Source organism: Fibrella forsythiae (assembly GCF_017353175.1).
GTDB classification, from domain to species: Bacteria; Bacteroidota; Bacteroidia; order Cytophagales; family Spirosomataceae; genus Fibrella; species Fibrella forsythiae.
Genome location: NZ_JAFMYW010000003.1, coordinates 242,366 through 260,742 on the forward strand (window position 1 = coordinate 242,366; position 18,377 = coordinate 260,742).

Annotated in this window: 18 protein-coding genes; 9 read left to right on the forward strand and 9 right to left on the reverse strand. The window is 53.7% G+C overall.

The window, feature by feature from the left end; all coding sequences use genetic code 11:
• Window positions 1–130: 130 nt before the first annotated feature.
• From bshA to J2I46_RS12425, 3 genes are all read left to right on the forward strand, one after another.
• Window positions 131–1,282, forward strand: a complete 1,152-nt coding sequence (gene bshA / locus J2I46_RS12415) for an N-acetyl-alpha-D-glucosaminyl L-malate synthase BshA (protein ID WP_207329357.1) — start codon at window positions 131–133, stop codon at window positions 1,280–1,282.
• An 8-nt stretch (window positions 1,283–1,290) separates the two neighbouring features.
• Window positions 1,291–2,640, forward strand: a complete 1,350-nt coding sequence (locus J2I46_RS12420) for an NAD(P)/FAD-dependent oxidoreductase (RefSeq protein WP_207329358.1) — start codon at window positions 1,291–1,293, stop codon at window positions 2,638–2,640.
• Between the two features lie 74 nt (window positions 2,641–2,714).
• Complete coding sequence (locus J2I46_RS12425) at window positions 2,715–3,344, forward strand: sterol desaturase family protein (protein WP_207329359.1); 630 nt, start codon at window positions 2,715–2,717, stop codon at window positions 3,342–3,344.
• A 128-nt stretch (window positions 3,345–3,472) separates the two neighbouring features.
• On the opposite strand, the gene J2I46_RS12430 is transcribed toward J2I46_RS12425, so the two are convergent.
• Entirely contained in the window at window positions 3,473–4,474 is a 1,002-nt protein-coding gene (locus tag J2I46_RS12430; protein ID WP_207329360.1) for a glycosyltransferase family 9 protein, read from the reverse strand.
• A gap of 53 nt (window positions 4,475–4,527) precedes the next feature.
• Between J2I46_RS12430 and J2I46_RS12435 the strand changes: the two genes are divergently transcribed.
• The 3 genes from J2I46_RS12435 (at window position 4,528) to J2I46_RS12445 (ending at window position 6,872) form a co-directional block, all read left to right on the forward strand.
• On the forward strand, window positions 4,528–5,763 hold the full coding sequence (locus J2I46_RS12435; RefSeq protein WP_207329361.1) for a M16 family metallopeptidase: 1,236 nt from the start codon (window positions 4,528–4,530) through the stop codon (window positions 5,761–5,763).
• A 106-nt stretch (window positions 5,764–5,869) separates the two neighbouring features.
• Window positions 5,870–6,196 (forward strand): nucleotide pyrophosphohydrolase, encoded by a 327-nt coding sequence (locus tag J2I46_RS12440; protein ID WP_207329362.1) that lies wholly within the window; start codon window positions 5,870–5,872, stop codon window positions 6,194–6,196.
• Window positions 6,197–6,353: 157 nt separating this feature from the next.
• Window positions 6,354–6,872, forward strand: coding sequence for a heme-degrading domain-containing protein (locus tag J2I46_RS12445; protein ID WP_207329363.1), 519 nt, complete (start codon window positions 6,354–6,356; stop codon window positions 6,870–6,872).
• A gap of 60 nt (window positions 6,873–6,932) precedes the next feature.
• Here the strand turns inward: J2I46_RS12445 and J2I46_RS12450 are convergent, their stop codons facing one another.
• A complete protein-coding gene (locus J2I46_RS12450; RefSeq protein ID WP_207329364.1) occupies window positions 6,933–7,853 on the reverse strand; it encodes a pirin family protein in 921 nt (306 codons plus the stop codon).
• Between the two features lie 42 nt (window positions 7,854–7,895).
• Between J2I46_RS12450 and J2I46_RS12455 the strand changes: the two genes are divergently transcribed.
• Window positions 7,896–8,450 carry a heme-degrading domain-containing protein gene (locus tag J2I46_RS12455; protein WP_229379730.1) on the forward strand — a complete coding sequence of 185 codons (555 nt, stop codon included), beginning with the start codon at window positions 7,896–7,898 and terminating at the stop codon, window positions 8,448–8,450.
• Between the two features lie 22 nt (window positions 8,451–8,472).
• On the opposite strand, the gene J2I46_RS12460 is transcribed toward J2I46_RS12455, so the two are convergent.
• On the reverse strand, window positions 8,473–9,594 hold the full coding sequence (locus J2I46_RS12460) for an AI-2E family transporter (RefSeq protein ID WP_207329365.1): 1,122 nt from the start codon (window positions 9,592–9,594) through the stop codon (window positions 8,473–8,475).
• Window positions 9,595–9,755: 161 nt separating this feature from the next.
• Window positions 9,756–10,943: a hypothetical protein gene (locus tag J2I46_RS12465; RefSeq protein WP_207329366.1), complete on the reverse strand. Its 1,188-nt coding sequence runs from the start codon at window positions 10,941–10,943 to the stop codon at window positions 9,756–9,758.
• Between the two features lie 209 nt (window positions 10,944–11,152).
• Between J2I46_RS12465 and J2I46_RS12470 the strand changes: the two genes are divergently transcribed.
• Window positions 11,153–13,396 (forward strand): PAS domain-containing sensor histidine kinase, encoded by a 2,244-nt coding sequence (locus J2I46_RS12470; RefSeq protein ID WP_310589020.1) that lies wholly within the window; start codon window positions 11,153–11,155, stop codon window positions 13,394–13,396.
• Between the two features lie 26 nt (window positions 13,397–13,422).
• Window positions 13,423–14,121, forward strand: a complete 699-nt coding sequence (locus J2I46_RS12475) for an MBL fold metallo-hydrolase (RefSeq protein WP_229379731.1) — start codon at window positions 13,423–13,425, stop codon at window positions 14,119–14,121.
• Here J2I46_RS12475 and J2I46_RS12480 read toward each other — a convergent pair.
• The 5 genes from J2I46_RS12480 to J2I46_RS12500 form a co-directional block, all read right to left on the reverse strand.
• Window positions 14,108–14,803 carry a DUF8737 domain-containing protein gene (locus J2I46_RS12480; protein WP_207329368.1) on the reverse strand — a complete coding sequence of 232 codons (696 nt, stop codon included), beginning with the start codon at window positions 14,801–14,803 and terminating at the stop codon, window positions 14,108–14,110. The two genes, J2I46_RS12475 and J2I46_RS12480, sit on opposite strands and share 14 nt — an antisense overlap.
• A gap of 141 nt (window positions 14,804–14,944) precedes the next feature.
• Entirely contained in the window at window positions 14,945–15,568 is a 624-nt protein-coding gene (locus J2I46_RS12485; protein WP_310589021.1) for a Crp/Fnr family transcriptional regulator, read from the reverse strand.
• A gap of 58 nt (window positions 15,569–15,626) precedes the next feature.
• Window positions 15,627–16,334, reverse strand: a complete 708-nt coding sequence (locus J2I46_RS12490; protein WP_207329369.1) for a sulfite exporter TauE/SafE family protein — start codon at window positions 16,332–16,334, stop codon at window positions 15,627–15,629.
• Window positions 16,331–16,753: a FixH family protein gene (locus J2I46_RS12495; RefSeq protein ID WP_207329370.1), complete on the reverse strand. Its 423-nt coding sequence runs from the start codon at window positions 16,751–16,753 to the stop codon at window positions 16,331–16,333. Before J2I46_RS12495 ends, J2I46_RS12490 begins: the two co-directional genes overlap by 4 nt.
• A 98-nt stretch (window positions 16,754–16,851) precedes the next feature.
• Window positions 16,852–18,351: a 4Fe-4S dicluster domain-containing protein gene (locus J2I46_RS12500; RefSeq protein ID WP_207329371.1), complete on the reverse strand. Its 1,500-nt coding sequence runs from the start codon at window positions 18,349–18,351 to the stop codon at window positions 16,852–16,854.
• Between the last annotated feature and the right edge of the window lie 26 nt (window positions 18,352–18,377).

Consider the following 18,377-nt stretch of genomic DNA (forward strand, 5'->3'; position numbering starts at 1 on the left):
GGTAGTATAGCTAAACCTGATGCACGCAGTCATTGTTAGGTGCCACTTAACAAACACATGATTTTCAGCACAACCTTTTAGGCAGTTTTCTGTGTTGTGGAATGAGCCGCTTCACAACACGGCCTGGCGCATGAAAATTGGTATAGTCTGTTACCCCACTTTCGGGGGAAGTGGCGTAGTAGCTACTGAGTTGGGCAAGGCACTTGCCAAGAATGGTCATCAGGTGCATTTCATCACGTACCAGCAGCCACCCCGCCTCGATTTCTTCAACGAGAATGTCTTCTACCACGAGGTCAACATTCCAACGTACCCACTGTTTCAATACGCTCCCTATGAGTCAGCCCTGACGAGTGCCATGGTGAATGTCGTGCTGAACGAAAACGTTGACCTGCTCCATGTTCACTACGCCATACCGCACGCTTCGGCGGCCTATATGGCCAAAATGGTGCTGAAGACCCGTGGACGGAACACGCCGGTTGTGACAACCTTGCACGGAACCGACGTTACGCTGGTGGGGAAAGACGCTTCCTACGAACCGGTGGTCACGTTCAGCATCAATGAGTCAGACGGGGTAACGGCGGTGTCGGAAAACCTGCGGCAGGAAACATTCCAGCATTTCGATATCAAACGCGAGATCGAGGTAATCCCCAATTTCATCGACCTCTCGCGGTTTCAGCGGCAGCAGAAAGACCATTTCAAAATGGCGATTTGCCCCAACGGCGAAAAACTGATCGTGCACACGTCGAACTTCCGGCGGGTGAAACGGATCGATGATGCCGTGATGACGTTTTTCCACGTTCGACAAACCATGCCGGTGAAGCTGTTGCTGGTTGGCGACGGCCCCGAACGTGCCCGGATTCAGCAGCTTTGCCGTGAGCTGGGCATCATGGACGATGTCCGTTTCCTGGGTAAGCTCGACGCCGTTGAGGAAGTGTTATCCGTGGCTGACCTGTTTCTGATGCCGTCTGAAAATGAAAGCTTCGGACTCGCTGCTTTGGAAGCAATGGCCTGCGAGGTGCCCGTTATTTCGACAAACGTGGGTGGGCTGCCCGAACTGAACGTGCAGGGCGTGACGGGTTTCCTGAGTAACCTGGGCGACGTACCTGACATGGTGAAAAATGCCCTCTACGTGCTCGGCGACGACCACTTGCCTCAATTCAAAGCCAATGCCCTCGACCGCGCCAAACAATTTGAGATATCGAAGATTCTCCCCATGTACGAGGCCCATTACGAGCGGGTACTACAATCAATTAATAATTCTTCATTATTAATTGATAACTGAACTGACCTATGAATCCAAACATACCTATCTCGGATCGGAAACGCGTGGTGATTGTTGGGGCGGGGTTCGGCGGGCTTACGCTGGCCCGACACCTGGCCCGCCGCAGTGAATTTCAAGTGGTGCTGGTCAATAAATACAATTACCACGAATTTCAGCCGCTCTATTACCAGGTAGCCACGGCCGGTTTGGAGGCCAACTCCATTCTGTTTCCGTTACGGGCCGCGCTGGGCGATAACCCCAACGTGCACATCCGGGTAACGGGCATGAATGGAGTCCGCCCGGCCGATAAAGCCATCGATACCGACATCGGCCCCATTACCTACGATTACCTGGTGCTGGCTATGGGCGCCGATACCAACTTTTTCGGTCAGCAGGCATTCATCGACCGCGCCCTGCCCATGAAATCGGTGCAGGAGGCCATTGCCCTGCGTAACCGCCTGCTTCAGAACTTCGAAGAAGCCCTCAGCGTAGAAACCGACGATGAACTGACCGGGCTGATGGACGTGGTGGTGGTAGGCGGCGGACCAACCGGCGTTGAACTTTGCGGCACCCTCGCCGAACTGCGCAAAACCGTATTACCCCGCGATTATCCCGAGCTCGATTTCAAGGGTATGGATATTCACCTGATCGAATCGGGTGGTGAATTGCTGGGACCCATGTCTGTTGAGGCCCAGAAACATTCACTCGAATACTTACAGGAACTTGGTGTGCATGTGCGCCTGAAAACCCGTGTGAAGGACTTTGATGGCCGAACCGTGTCGATGAACGACGGCACAACCATACGGACCAACAACCTGATCTGGGCAGCCGGTGTACGGGCCAATACCCCCGCTGGACTACCCGCCGAAACCGTTGGTCGCGCCGGACGACTGATCGTCAATCGGTTTAATCAGGTACAGGGATTCACCGATATATTTGCAGTGGGCGATCTGGCGCTGATGGCTGAAGGCGATAAATGGCCGGATGGGCATCCGCAGGTGGCTCAGCCAGCTATTCAGCAGGGTCAGCTCTTGTCAAAGAATCTGACGTTGCTGACCCGGGGCGGACAACCCGTTCCATTTACGTATAAGGATCTGGGGTCGATGGCAACGATTGGCCGTGGTTTGGCCGTAGTCGATCTGTCGTTTATTAAATTCAACGGATTTTTTGCGTGGCTAACCTGGTTGTTTGTTCACTTAATGGCTATCCTGGGTGTGAAGAACCGGTTGCTGATTTTCATTAACTGGATGTGGAATTACTTAACATATAATCAGTCACTACGGTTAATTATAAAACCTAAATTGCCCAAAGCACCATTGGACGTTCCGAAGGAACGATTAAACGATTCGGTGGAAGTGGCCAAAACACCGGCTATTTAGTCAATTTGGTTGACCGTTTGGAACATTGAAAAACCAAAATCGGTTATTTTTGCTGTACTACAAGGACTCACATTATGCAACTCGAGGAATACAAAGCCATTCATAGCCGTCCAAAAAATAACGGTACGAAGAAACTGTTCGACAATCCCATTCTGGAGTATTTGTCACGGACGCACATCTCAGTGCCCATCATTATGTGGCTGACGCTGTCTGCGTTTCTGGGCTGGTACGCATTTACGTATACAGACATGAGCAACGGCCAAATTGCCGGTCTGTTTGCCACTGGTTTATTCGTTTTCACAATTTTTGAATACGTTCTGCATCGCTACCTGTACCATCTGGCACCAACTACGCCGCAGCGTGCCAAGATTCAGTACACGTTCCACGGCGTTCACCACGAATACCCGAAAGACAAAACCCGGCTGGCTATGCCGCCTGCGCTGGCCATCTTTGTGGCAGGGGCCTTCTTTACCCTGTTTTTCCTGATCATGGGCGAAGCGGCCTACGCCTTTTTCCCAGGCTTTATGGTCGGCTATACAGGCTACCTGTCGGTGCACTTTATCGTACACGCCTACGCGCCGCCGAAGAACTTCTTCAAGCAGTTGTGGATCAATCATAGCGTACATCACTACAAGAACCCTGATAGCAACTACGGCGTATCATCACCCATGTGGGACTACATCTTCAACTCGTTCCAGAAGTAATTGCTTCTGGAACATACCTGAAATCCCCGCCGGAATGTGGTTCCGGCGGGGATTTTTTATTGATTGCAAGTAGAACCGAAGTGGAGCGCCGCCCGGCTTCAGATAACAGTAGGCTCTCAGCAACGTACCTACTGCCCTTCGGTCTCACCCACTATATCCTTGATGTCTATTTCGGTAGCGCAGCGGAAATGGCCCAGTGGGCAGGCTTTGCGGCCGTGCAGGTTGCAGGGTCGGCACTCGATCAACTCGCGGATTTCGGCCACGCGCGACTTATCGGCCAGCGGACCAAAGCCAAACCCCGGAACCGTTGAGCAAAAAACGGCTGTAGTAGGAGCATTCATGGCCGAGCAAAGGTGCATCGGGGCCGAGTCGTTGACGTAGTTCATCTGCGCTCCCTGCATCAAGGCCGCCGATTGCAGCAGCGATAGTTTCCCGGCCAGATTCACCACCCGATTCGAGTCCGTCTCAATCCGGATGTGTTCGCAGGCGCCCGTATCGCCCGGTGCACCGAGCAGATAGACCGTCCAGTGGGCGGGCAACTGCTGAATAACCTTTACCCAACCCTTCGCAGGAAACTGTTTGGTAAACCAGACCGACGTTGGCGCTATGCAAACATAAGGGCCGCTTTGCCAGGGCGATACCGCTGAATAATCAGCTGGCGAGGGGTATAATTTGGGTCGATTCTGGCTAAAACCAGCGATGCCCAGAGGCCCCAAAAGGTTGTTGTTTCGCTCTACTTCATGCCTGTGCTGCCCAATCTGGTGCGGAATACGGTAGGTAAACCACGATGAGAACGGGTTTTTATCGAAGCCAATGGTACGCTCGGCCCCTGAAAATATGGTTAAGAGGCCAGTCGCTCCAAACCGCTGAAGATTAATGACGGCCCGGTATGGGGTTGCTCTGATCTGACCCAGCAACTGCCATAAACTCCGATATTTACCCTGTTTCTTTTCCCAGATAAGTACCTGATTGATAAAGGGATGGTTCGTGAACAACGTTTCGTTTCCCTGGCGAACGAGGAGGTCGATCTCTGCAGTTGGCCAGGCTCGATGAATATCTTCAAGCAGGGCTGTCGCCAGAATGACGTCACCAATAAAAGCAGTCTGAATGATTAGGAACCGGGCTGGCATGGATGGGGTTAATTAACGGCACAAAGTTGTGTTTTTTTCGCTGAATTTGCCTTTTGGAAGACTATCGCCTGCATACCCTGCCCAACGGCATTCGCATTGCCCACAAGCAGGTTCCTCATACACAGATTGCCCATGTTGGCCTGATGCTCGACATCGGGAGCCGCGACGAACTGCCACATCAGCAGGGCCTCGCTCACTTCTGGGAACATATGGCTTTTAAAGGTACCACTCGCCGACAAGCCCATCATATCATCAACCGTCTAGAAAACGTTGGCGGTGAACTCAACGCATATACCACAAAAGAAAAGGTTTGCTTTCATGCTTCGGTATTGGGGGTTCATGCCGAAAAGGCCATTGAACTCTTAGCCGATATTGCCTTCCACTCGACCTTTCCCGAAAAGCAGATCGAGCGGGAGCGGGGCGTCATCCTGGAAGAAATGTCGATGTATTATGACTCGCCGGAAGATGCCATTCAGGATGACTTCGATCAACTAGTGTTTCCAAATCACTCGCTTGGCTATAATATTTTAGGAACGGCTGATACGGTACGCTCATTTACGAAAGAATCGCTGGAAACGTTTATTCACGAGAATATGGATACCAGCCGGATCGTGTTTTCATCGGTCAGTAACAGGCCGTTTGAGAAAGTAGTGAAGATGGCCGAAAAATACCTGCGCGACGTACCTGAGAAACATACGGAACGGAAACGGCAGGCACCTGTTCACTACCTGCCTACGCACGAGCGCATGCCCCGACCCATTACGCAAGCGCAGGTAGCTATTGGCCGACCCGCCTACAGCCTGAACGACCCGAAGCGGTTACCGTTCTTTATGCTCGTGAACCTGTTGGGTGGCCCCGGTATGAACTCGCGGCTGAACATGAACCTCCGCGAGCGCTACGGTCTGGTGTATTCGATTGACGCCGGTTACACGCCGTATCTGGATACGGGCTACCTCGGCATTTATTTCGGCACCGACCCCAAACAGATTGACCGGAGCCTGGCGCTGACCTACCGCGAGTTTAAAAACCTGCGCGAAAACGTGCTGACAACGACCCAATTGCACAACACGAAAGAGCAACTGATGGGACAGTTGGCCATGTCGGAAGAAGGTAACAATAGCTTTATGCTGATGATGGCCAAAAGCCTGCTCGATATTGACCGCGTGGAACCGCTAACCGATATTTTTAAGGATATTCAGGCTATTACTGCCCATCAGCTTCAGGATGTAGCCGTTGAAATGCTCAACGAGCAACACTTCAGCACCTTGTTTTTTACACCGGAAAAATAAAAAAAAGTTTACAGTTTTCTGTTTACTGTCTTTTGTTGCGTTGCTCTTTAGCAGGTGCTCGATGTAGCAGCGCAACAGAAGACAGTAAACTGTAAACTCCTTTGTTATGACGCTTCGCAACGCACAGGATACTGTTGATGACTGGATCAAAACGGTTGGCGTTCGCTACTTCGGCGAACTGACAAACATGGCTATGCTAACCGAAGAGGTTGGCGAACTAGCCCGGATTATTGCCCGTCGATACGGTGAACAGTCAGAGAAAGAATCGGATAAAAACCGCGACCTTGGCGACGAAATGGCCGACGTACTGTGGGTGCTGATCTGCCTGGCCAATCAAACCGGTATTGACCTGACCGAAGCGTTCGCCAAGAACCTGGAAAAGAAAAATACCCGCGATGCCACCCGGCACCTCAATAACGAGAAGCTGCGGTAAGATCAGACTCAAAACGTGGTTAGATACGGCTCTCGTCAGATCCGATGAGTGTCGATTTGGGGGGATACCGAGTAAATTCGTTAGCCGGGGATGTTCCCTGAGCGAAACCAATCTGATGGTCATTTAAACGGGTCGCATTCGATCTGGCCTATTCCCTATGAACTCAACAATCGATCAGGACCTGGCGCTGCTGGCGTTTCAGGAAGAACAACTTCAGTTCGATACCTTCACCGCCGATACCGCCTGGCAACTGGGTACGTTGCTCAGAGAAGCCGTAGAAGCGCGGGGCAAAGCCGTGGCGATTGATATACAGTTGTTCGGCCATCCGCTGTTTTTCTACGCCATGCCCGGCACTACGCCCGACAATATCGACTGGATTCGGCGGAAACGGAATGTAGTCAAACGCTTCCACCAGAGCTCTTACGCCATCCGGCTGATTTTAAAGAAAAAACAAACCACCCTGACCGATCAGGCGGGCCTTCCCCTGCGCGACCATGCGGCGGCGGGTGGTGGTTTCCCCATCCGGCTGCGCGGTTCGGCCTGCATTGGTGCCATCACCATTTCAGGCGTACCTATGCGCGAAGATCATGGTATCATTGTGGAGGTGTTGGCTAACTGGCTTGGTCAACCACTCAACGACCTGATGCTACCACCTGCCGACGATATGGACGATTAAGTGGTCATGTACGCTCGCATTCTGATGACAGCACAGCGTAATGGCTAGTTATTGATCCGCTCATGACAACGCCTGAGGCGCTGGGTTCGAACTGGCCGGGCGCGAATTGTCGTCGGGAGGAAGGGGAACGAACTCGGCGTTGTCGTTGGGCGGCAGCGGAATACGACCCGCCTGCCAGTCGGCTTTGGCCTGCTCGATGCGTTCGCGGCTCGACGACACGAAGTTCCACCAGATGAAGCGTTCGCCCAGCGGTTCGCCGCCCAGCAACATAAGCGTGCTGGGTTCGCTGGCAATAATCACCGGGTCAACCCCCTTGCTGAACACCAGCAACTGCCCCACGCCATACGTATGCCCATTTACCTCAACGCTGCCTTTGGCAATGTAAGCACCCCGCTCCGGGAAACCTGTTGGCGGACCAAATCGGGCACCTGCTTCCAGCACTACGTGGGCATAAAACAGCGGCGAATGGGTTGTTACGCCGTTTGTCAGACCGTAGGCATCCCCGGCAATCAGCCTCATCCAGATGCCCGTGTCAGTAACTATCGGTAGCGCATCGGGCTGATAGTTGGTAAACGTCGGTGCGTTTTCTTCGGCCGATTCAGGCAGGGCAACCCAGGTTTGCACCATCTCGAAGGCGTTGGCTGCCAGCAGGGCCGGGTCTTCGAACCGTTCGGAATGGGCAATGCCGCGCCCCGCTGTCATCCAGTTCACCTCGCCGGGCCGAATGATCTGTTGCACACCAAGGCTGTCGCGGTGGGTCACCTGCCCGTTGAAGAGGTAGCTTACGGTAGAAAGGCCGATGTGCGGGTGCGGCAGCACGTCCATCTGTACCAGTTCGGCGGGCGTTTTGCTGACCGGCCCGGCATGATCCATGAAGATAAACGGACCCAGCATCCGCCGAAGCCGGTACGGTAAAATCCGTTTCACATCGAATCCATTGCCAATCGAGGCAGATCGGGCGGTGATGACAAGGTCGAGCATAAGTAGCGAGGGGATGTTACGTAAAAGTAATACCCAGCCGGAATGGGAAACAAGATTGAGGCATCAACGCCCGGCCTTGCTTATGTTTACAGCATGAATGCATCAATCGATCAGGATCTGGCACGCATTGCGCTGCAGGAAGAACAACTCCAATTCGACACCTTCACCGCCGATATTGCCTGGCAACTGGGTACGTTGCTAAAACAGGCCGTGGAAGCACTGGGTAAAGCTGTCGTGATCGACATTCAACTGGCTGGTCATCCGCTGTTTTTCTACGCCATGCCCGGCACCACGCCCGATAACACTGACTGGGTACGTCGGAAGCGGAATGCCGTGCTGCATTTTCACCGTAGTTCGTATGCGCTCGGGCTTGAACTGAAGCAAAAACAGACAACACTCCAGGATAAAACGGGCCTCGACCTGCGCGATTATGCTACCCACGGCGGCAGTTTCCCGATCCGGCTGCGGGGTACGTTCGTTGGTACGATCACCATCTCGGGTTTGCCTCAGCGCGACGATCACAGCGTCATCGTAGCGGTACTGACCAACTGGCTCAACCAGCCACTCAGCGAGCTGGCCTTAGCCGATCCAGGCTAAGGCATTGGCAGGGTTGAAGGGGCTAATGCTCCTCAACGTTCGCTTTTTGCTGACGGCGACGGCGCGGTAGGCGGAACAGTTTGCTGCCTTCCTGCTCGGGTGTCTGATCGCCCAGCAATACGCCCCAGGCCCTGAGGCTGTCGACCCGGTCGAAAATGACTTTCATGATGGCGATGGCGGGTATAGACAGAAACATGCCTGATACCCCAGCCAGAGCGCCACCAATCAGGACGCCAACAATGGAAACAAGTGCGTTGACCCGCACTTTCGAGGCTACGATAAAAGGGACCAGTACATTGTTGTCGATAAACTGTACAAAAAGAAATACGCCCACAACGCCCAGTGAGACAGATAGTTGTGGTTGATAGCTCATTGTTATGAGTACCGTGAGCGCCGTAGCTACCAGCCCGCCAATGTAGGGAACCAGGTTTAGAATAGCGGCCATAACACCCAGCAGAATAGCATACTGAACGCCCAGCAGCAATAGGCCAATGGAGTTGAGCGCCGCCACACAGGCCGTTTCGATTAACAGACCGACCACATAACTCTGAATGACGGCCTTCACTTCCGTCAAAACCTCGCGTACCCGCACGGCATACTCTTCGGCAAAGAGTACCACCACAAAATGCAGCAGCATCAGGCGGTAGTAGAGGAGTAAGAAAATGTAGATGGGGATCAGGATCAGGGTGCCCAGGGGGCCGGTGATGACGCCCAGGGCATCGGCGCTCTGGAAGCTGTCGAGTGTTTGCGCCTGCGCTTTCTGAATATACTTATCTTGCTGGCGGTAGCTGACATGATATTCATTACGTACCCAGCGGCGGGCCGTATCGTATACCTCGCCCAGGTGTTGTTTGAGCCTGGGCCAGTCGTCGGCAAAGTCGGCTAGTTGCATCGATAGTAAAATACCCAGGCCAGTCACGATTACGACGCCCAAAAATAAGGCCAGGCTGATGGAGACGACCTTGTGCATACCCCACCGGATAAACAGTGATTCAACCGGCTGGAGAAGTACCGCCAGTAGCCCTGCCATAGCCAATGGGACCAGAATGTCCTGCCCCAGATAAACGGCCAGTGTAAGAATGGCCAATGCCAGTAATGAATGGGAAAACTGATGGTAATGCGGGCGGCTAGACTCGGCAGGCATGGCAGTTATAATGCTGGTGGTTCAACGCAAAGTACGTATTTACCAACAGGATTCGGTCTGGCACCCTTCCCGATACGCATGATACGCTACTAAAGCCACAACTGATTGGCAAGTTGTGCGCTTTCTCCAACAGGCGGCAACGTACCCAGCCAGTGATTGCGCTACGAGTTTTCCCGATACGGCAGGTTGATGAGGCTGTTGGGTTTCAGGTAGATGTGGTCGGTTCTGAAGTCGAGGATGGTATTGAAGCGTTTCAGCAGGTCATTGCCGAGGTAGTTTATGTCGAAGTCGAGCGGGCGTTTGCTGCCCAGCAACGTTGCCGGAATGGCCGTGAGGGCGAAACCGTTGACGGTCAGGCCGGGCATGCGCACCACGCGGGTTTCGTATCGTACACCGCGAGGGTCCGTCACGGCCGATCTTTTGATCAGTGGCAGGTCAGTCGGAACGTGTTGGCGGGCCATCCAGGTGCTGTCGAGAATCATGGCTTTGTCGGCACCCGTATCTAACAGGAATTTGCCGGTATAGGGCCTATTGGCAACCGTCAGCGTTCCGTCTATACAGACAAACGACCGGATGAACGTCAGCTTCGATTTAGCGTACCCACTCAGGCCCCTGGGCCGTTGCGAATGAACGATGAGCAGCCCTTTGTCGTAATCGATTTCCACGGCTTTACCCTCAAACAGATTCCAGCCGAAACGGCCGTCCATCTCGTGGGCAGTTAGCCCGGTTACTGTAACGGTGGGGTTTGTCCAGACCAACTTGCCCAGTTGCAGCGTAACTATCTTTTCCCGTTTCGTAAAATCTGGCCGGGCTGTTCCAGCCAGCGCATCGGGCTGACCGGCCAGTAAGTGTGTCCGCTTCAGTACGGCTTCTCGCGTGAGGCGAAAATCAAACGAACCAACATCGAAATGCAGACTGACCGTGTCGCGGCGGTTAATGATCGCCTTTACATGAATGGCGTTGTAGCTGGTCAGCACAAACGGAATAGTGTCGTGGGTACGGGCTGCCCTGGGTACGTTCCGGCTGGCCGGTATGGCGCTGGCAATGCGGGTGAAGCAGGAATCATTTCCGTTCAGAAGCACCACAAAATCAGAGGCGGAGCCCGGTTTTACCCGAACCCGAATTGAGTCAATATCGGTATAAAACGTAACCCATTTGGGTTGCCGTGTTCGATCGGCGGTGAAGATATCCGGCCTGAGCTTTGGCGAGAGCGACCAGGCGTTTTTGTCGAGAAAAGCACCGTCGCGAATCGCCACGCGGGGCGAGGTTGCCCTGATAACCGGTAGTCTGGATTGGCCGAAAGCCAGTTGGGAAAGGAGTAGTGTGATCAGAAAAGGCAGGTGTTTCATCGTGTCTGGTACTAATGGGGTTGGGCGCTGGCTGCTGGCAGGTACGTTGATAATCAGTTTCCCAACTACTCACCAAAGCTAATGGCTTACCAAATTGAAATGCCAGTTGCCGGTCAGGTGTGGTTACTATTCTCTAGTTATTTCTAGTAAATGAATTTAATACAAAATATAACTATATTCATGTAACTTGCCTTGCCTTAAAACCTATTGTGAATCGTCTTTTTTCGCCTGATCGACTTCGCCCTGACGCTGTCCGAAAAGCCACGCTGGTGCTCGATGTTAGCCAGCAGCCCGAGTTACAATTCAGGGTCAGGCAGGGAACTGTTCAGAGCCCCGAACAGAGTGTTTCGGTACTTCCCGCCGGTGCCACCCTCGATCAGCTTCCTCCGCCGTTCAACGTGCCGGGGCTGCTCGAACAGCTTAGACAGGCGTCTACGCAACCCTTGCCCTATCAGTTTCAACTCGATCAGCCCTGCCTGCCGGTAAGTCTGGTTTGCACGTATGCCTGCGAGCTACTGCGTATCGAAGACACACTGCTGGTATTGACGATGGAACTTCTGCCCGATGCTGAAAAGCCCATGGCACTGGCCGACATTGTTGAAACGATGCCTGCCGGCCTTATTGTGTTCCGGGCTATTCGAAATACGGAAGGCGAAGTTGTTGATTTTCAGGCTGTTCTTTGCAATCAGTTCGGTGCCAACGTGGTTGGCCAAAGCCGCGAGACCATTCTGACCCAGCCTATCAGCCAGCGTTACGAAAAAATGACGGAATACGCGTTTTTTCACCAATATGTGGCCGTTGTTGAATCGGGTAAGCCGCACAACCAGTTACTGCACCTGCCAACATTAAACCTCTGGCTCGACGTGTCGGTAGTGAAATATGGCGATGGCATGCTGGTTTCGTTTCAGGACGTTACCATCGGGCAACAAACGGCGTCGCTGCTGGCCAGTGTGATGAATAGCTCCCCGGCGGCAGTTCGGTATTACGAAGCCATTCGCGACTCAGACGGACGGATCATCGATTTCATGACCAGCACCGGCAACGAACTGGCGGCTTACCGCGATTTTCGGCCGTATCCCTCAACTATTGGCCGGCGGATGCTGGATCTGTATCCTCAGTTGAAAACCAACGGCATGTTTGATCGCTACGTTGCCGTAGTGGAATCGGGCAAAAGCGACCGCTTCGAAACGATCCACGAAGGGAAATCGCACACGTCCTGGTTCGACTCAACGGCGGTGCCACACGGCAACGGATTTGTGATCACCAACCTGGATATTACTCAGGTCAAACAAGCCCAACTGGCGTTGCAGCATCAGGCAGCACTGACTGCGGAGGTGCTTAATAGTTCGCTGAGCAGCATTCTGGTGCTGGATCCTGTGTTTGATGAGGATCGCCAGATCGCTGATTTTCGGATCAACCTGGCCAATCCGGCCACACAAACCCTGTTTGCCCGGTTTGTGGGGCATGATTTTACGCACGAAGCGATCCAGCAGCAAACGATGCTGACGCTGTTTCCGGCCACTCGGGAACGAGATTTGTTCAAGGCGCTCAAGGCGGTTGTCAGCAATGGTGAGCCTATTTACCATTCGGTCGATTACCCGCAGTTTGGCATTACCTACGACTACGCGATCACGCCGTTTCAGGCAGGTGTGCTGGTGATCACCACCGATATTACTCCGTTGCGGGCCTATCAGCAGAAACTTGAAGCCAATAATGCAGCACTGAGCCGGTCAAACGAGTATCTGCAACAGTTTGCCTACGTGGCCAGTCATGACTTGCAGGAACCACTGCGCAAAATTTATTCGTTTGGTGATCTGCTGATGAAACAGCACACCGATGCGCTCGACGACACGGGACGTGATTTGCTCCAGCGAATGCAGAATGCGGCCATACGAATGCAAACACTGGTAAAAGACCTGCTCGATTATTCGCGCCTGACCACTCAGGAAGCGTCTCTGCGTCCGGTTGCCATCCAGGCTTTGCTTCAGGACACGCTCGATGATCTGGAAACAACCATCCGGGAGACAGACGCGATGATCACGGTGGATGGCGACGACTTACCGACTATTCCCGGCGATAAGACTCAACTCCGTCAGCTACTCCAGAACCTGATTGCCAATGCGCTGAAATTTACCAGGCCAGGCCGGGCACCTCAGGTACGTATTACGGCCGAGCTGCTCAGGGCCGACCAGTTGCCGCAGCCTGTTCATAATACTGTCAGTCGCCAGTGGGTAAGCCTGCGCGTTGCCGATCAGGGCATTGGTTTCGATGAAGCGTATCAGGAGCGGATTTTTGAGCTTTTCCATCGCCTTCATGGCCGCAGTAAATACTCCGGAACGGGCATTGGCCTGGCCGTGGTCAAAAAAGTGGTAGAAAATCATCACGGGCTGATCACCGCGAATGGCCAGCCTGGTGCGGGTGCTACGTTTACTGTTTATTTACCGCTGGAATAACCTCAGTAGCGCATCAAATGGCAGCTATGCAACAGATAACGGCCTCACTTTATCAAATTAGTCTGGGTGTGGTCAACGTCTTTGTTATTAAAGACACGAAGAACGGGTTAACCCTGATCGATACGGGTTATAAAGGCAGCAGTGAAAAAATCGTTTCGGCCATTCGGAAGGCGGGCGAAGATCCCCTTACCATCAGGCAGATCATTCTGACCCACTGCCACCCCGACCATGCGGGCAGTGCGGCGGCCTTCAACGCCGAATGGGGCATTCCGGTCTGGGCATATTATCAGGATGTGCCACTGCTCGCCAAAGGCAGTGCCGGTGAGGTGCCCATTCATCTGTCGCCGGGTGTGATAAACTGGTTCATCTATCATCTGTTCATTAAACGGGGAAGCAGTGCCATAGATCCTGTCATCGTAGATCGGTCCCTAACCAGCAAGGAGGTATTGCCCATTGCGGGCGGGCTACAGGTGCTGCATACGCCGGGGCATAGCAGCGGGCATATTGCGTTGTTGCTGCAGCAGGAGCGTGTGCTGATTGCCGGTGATCTATGCGCCAATGTGGCCGGGCTTGACTTTAGCACGGTCTATGAAGACCGGAGGTTGGGTGTACAGAGTATTCTGGAGGTAGCCCGGTTAGACGTTGAAAAAGCCGTGTTCGGTCATGGTAAACTACTGGCTCCCAGGGCAAACGAAAAGCTGGCTGCGAAGTTTAGTGCGCTGTAGCTGGGGTCGAACGGGTTATCAGCAGTTGCCTGAAGCTGGCCAGGTGCGAAAAAAGCACCAGTGGCACCAGCAAACCGGGAAGTAGGATGAAAGGGAAGTAGAGGATAGCAACGTTTGGCTGATCGAACGCGAACTGCTGGAAAACGCTCGGCAGCGACAGAATAGCGTTCGTGACAATGTTGATCAGCAAGCCAAGACAAAGAACATTCCAGCCAATCAGCACCGGCTTACCCACCTTGCGCGCTGTGAAATACAGGTAGTAGATGATCGGCGCAGAGATGCCGGAAAGGATATCGACATTTCGGCCCTCAAACGTCATCAGTTCCGGAACGGCTTTCTGTACAAAAAGCCAGTATAGAACCAGTTCAACAGGTACCCGGATGATGTGGAAGAGGGTGAGTGTGTTGAGGTTCAGCGTATCAATAAATCGTTGTCCCCGCGTCGTCGTGAACAGCACGATCGTCATGACCAGGGGCGGCAAAAGAAGCAGCGAGACCCGTGGCGGCGTTGTGTTGGTAACCGTGTAAAACCCCGACAGGCTCATTGCTGCCTGAAAAAGGAGCCACCCGGCCGCCAGGACCAGAAACGTCTTCGAGCGCTGTGTAGCCTGATAAAACAGACCAACTGCAACGAGAACCGTAAGCCCGAAAACGAGGTAGATATAAATTGGTAGATTGTCCATTGCCTGGGTGATGTATTGTGCAAAGGACGTTGTGGGACAGCAAGATATACTTGCCAAATGACAAGAAATATGGCCTGTAGGGCAAATTTTTGCCTGTCCAGTCTGGAACTGCAGCGGCGGACTGTTTCGGTGCTACTGTCGCTACCCGTTTTTAGAAAAATCCCGTCGGATCCGGCTCAGCGAGGTATCCGTAACGCCGAGGTATGAGGCGATATGCCTGAGTTGGGCGTGTTGAAAAATGTCTCTGTTCGATTCGAACAGATCCACGTACCGTTCTTCCGCCTTCTTGTTGATCATAGACAGTGTTCGCTGTTTCAACGCTACTAATTGCCTGACCAGCATGGCCCGGCCAAACTCCCTGAACTCAGGTACAGAATGGAACAGCCTGTTCAACTTGTCGAACGAGAGCGAGAAGCCAGTACAGTCGGTCAAAGCCTGTATAGTTTCCGCAGACACGGTGCGCATAAAAAAAGACGACGCTTCGAGAACAATTCTGTTTTTCGTGTAGAAAGCCGTTGTCACGTCATTGCCGTCTGCATCGTAGGTGAAGGCGCGCATAAAGCCATCGGCCAGGAATAGATAGTCGTTACTGACGGTCCCTGCCTCCAGAAAATAGTCGTTTTTCAGGATGACTTTGTTGTCGAACTGATCGGCGATATAGCTTGCTGTTTGGGTAGGTACAGGTAAACTATGCTGAATGAAATTCAGGAGTAGCTCTTTATCCATCTCGGCTATCGCGATATTGGATTGTTCGCGACAAGCCAAGGTACGAAACCCAGGTCAGTCTGATCGTTCGAAACTGGACTGGCAACGTACCTGGCGCTCATTGGCGAACAATCAGCGGGCCGTGGCAGACGGGGATCGATTGGGTAGCACTCCGGCCAGATGTGCCTGGCTGGTATAGGCCGCGGGCGAGCAGGAGCACCCCAACGCCTACTGCCATAATGGGCATAAGCCGCGTAAAATGCCGGCGAACACCTGGTGGAAATAAAGTAGGCACCGACCGCACCAGTAGCAGAGCGGGTACCGTTCCGACACCGAAAACGACCATGTAGGCGGCGCTTTGAAAGGCATTACCGGTTGAGATGGCACCCGCCAGGGCCACGTACACGAATCCGCAGGGGAGCAGGCCGTTCAGAAAGCCCAGCGCGGCAAAAGATCGCCACGATGGCCGTTGCAGAAACCGGCTCATCGGCCCAACAAGCCAGCGCATTGGGTTGGCGGCGGTCAGGCTACCGAATTTACCACGGGCCAGCAGTGTCCAGACCAGCAGGAAAAGCCCGGCCCCGATCGAGATGGGGCGTTGCAGACCCAGGAGCAACAAACCTTGCCCCACCGAGCCCAGCAACGTACCCAGCACCGCATAGGCCGTAAGCCGGGCCAGATGATACGTACCTGTGCCGAAGGCCCGCTGCGACTGTGGCAACCGCCCCACGGGCAGGGCCATGGCCAGCGGACCGCACATACCCACACAGTGGAGGCTGCCAACAAGGCCCGTTGTGAGGGCGGTCAGAAGCCAGGCAGTGTTCATGGTTGGGTAAATGTTTGTTCGTAATAATAGTCATCGCCACCCGCCGACCAGCTCAGTTGTGCCCGCCAGAACCCTTTTGCCAGACCCTCGGTTGGCACTAGCTGCTGGCCTGCGAATAACTGAATGGTGCGGTCTTGCAGCCCGTTGCTGGGGCGGTAAAACGTTAGTTTGCCGTTGGTCCAGCCGGGTGGCAGATGCAGGGCAAGCTGTCGTCTGTCAAGGTCGACGGTGAGCGCCGGGTCGTTGCTCAGGTGGGCCGTGCGCGCTACACGGTCGATCTGTTTCTGATACGCGATTTCATCCTGATAATAATCGGCGCGAACGAGGTCGACCCGTTGCCCAACCATGATGTAGACCATACTGCCGATGAAGGCGGCAAAAACAACGAAGACCAGTATGATAGATTTACCCCAGTTCATAATGAGTGAAGAGTTAAGAGTGGAAAGTTAAGAGTTGAAATAAGCAGTGAATTAGTCCTTGGCGGAGCAACTCTTAATTCTACCCTCTTACTTCTTAATTACTTGACCGGCCCCAGGAAGGTGGTTTCGATGTTGTGAAGGACTTCGCCGTTGGTGGCTACGTCGAGGGTAAGTGGCGTGCTGTTCTGCGTGATTGTCTGCTCGGGCAGGTCAATGAAGAACATGACTTTTGTGAGCGTGCCGGGCTCTAACGTACCCAGCGGCTGGACAAAGCGTAGGTTGGCGTCGGCTCGGCTGGCGTGGATAGCCAGCTTCATGGGCTTGTACGTCTTGTTGATGACCTCCAGGCTGTAGAGGTTCGAGATCACCTGGCCTGCCTCATGTTGGTATAACTGCCCCGGTGCGCGTAGCACTGTCAGGTCTAGCGGCGGGCGGCTGGCCAGCAGGTAGCCGATCAGGCCCAGCAACGCCAGCAACACGCCGCTATACGCCATGATACGACCGGTTACCCGAAACGGCACCGACTGGGCAATATTGTTCAGTGAGTCAATTCGGATCAGGCCACGAGGCCGATCAATTTTGGTCATTACCTCGTCGCAGACATCCATGCAAGCGGTACAATTGATACATTCCAGCTGAATGCCATTGCGGATGTCGATCCCCGTTGGGCATACATGTACGCACAGCTTGCAGTCGATGCAATCGCCTTTAGGCGCGGGGCGCGGGGCCTGGGGCAAGGGGTAAAGGGCGGGGGGGGGAGGGTTGAGGGCTTGGGGCGGAGCGTTTACCCCTTGCCCCAGGCTCCCCGCCCCGCGCTCTCCGCGCACTTTCTTCCCGCGTGGTTCGCCACGGATGTAGTCGTAGGCTACAGTTAACGAATTTTTGTCGAGCATAACGCCCTGCAGACGGCCGTAGGGGCAGATGGTAGTGCAGACGATTTCGCGGAGGCGAGCGAAAACGAGGTAGAAGACGCCCGTAAAGATCAGGATACTGAACAACCCGACAAGGTGGTTGCCAGGGTCATCGATGATGATGGCCAGCAACTGATCGCGGCCAATGAGGTAGGCCAGAAAGGTGTTGCTGATGAGAAACGAAATAAGGAAGAAGATGGCGTGTTTAGCCGATTTCTTCAGCAGTTTCTCTGTGGTCCAGGGGGCGTCGTCGAGGCGTTGGCGCGCTTTGTAATCGCCTTCGATCCAGCTTTCAATTTTCCGGAAAACCATTTCCATGAAAATTGTTTGCGGGCAGGCCCACCCGCAGAATACCCGTCCGAAAACAACGGTAAATAAGGATACGAAGACGATAAACGTGATGAGCCCAATGGCAACAAGGTAAAAATCCTGCGGCCAGAACGTGACCCCGAAAAAGATGAAACGCCGTTCGAGCACGTTGAACAGAAACAGCGGGTGCCCATCGACCCAGATCATTGGCCCGGCGAACAGACAGGCCAGTAACACCCACGACACGATCATCCGCCAGTTGGTGTAGCGCCCCGATGTTGCCTTCGGATACAACCATTTACGCCCGCCCGCCTCAGTCTGGTTGGGCAGGTGCGACCGGAAATAATCATCTACGGGGGTGTCGAGTTGGGTGTTCATCTGGTTGTTGTATTGGGTAACTGGTT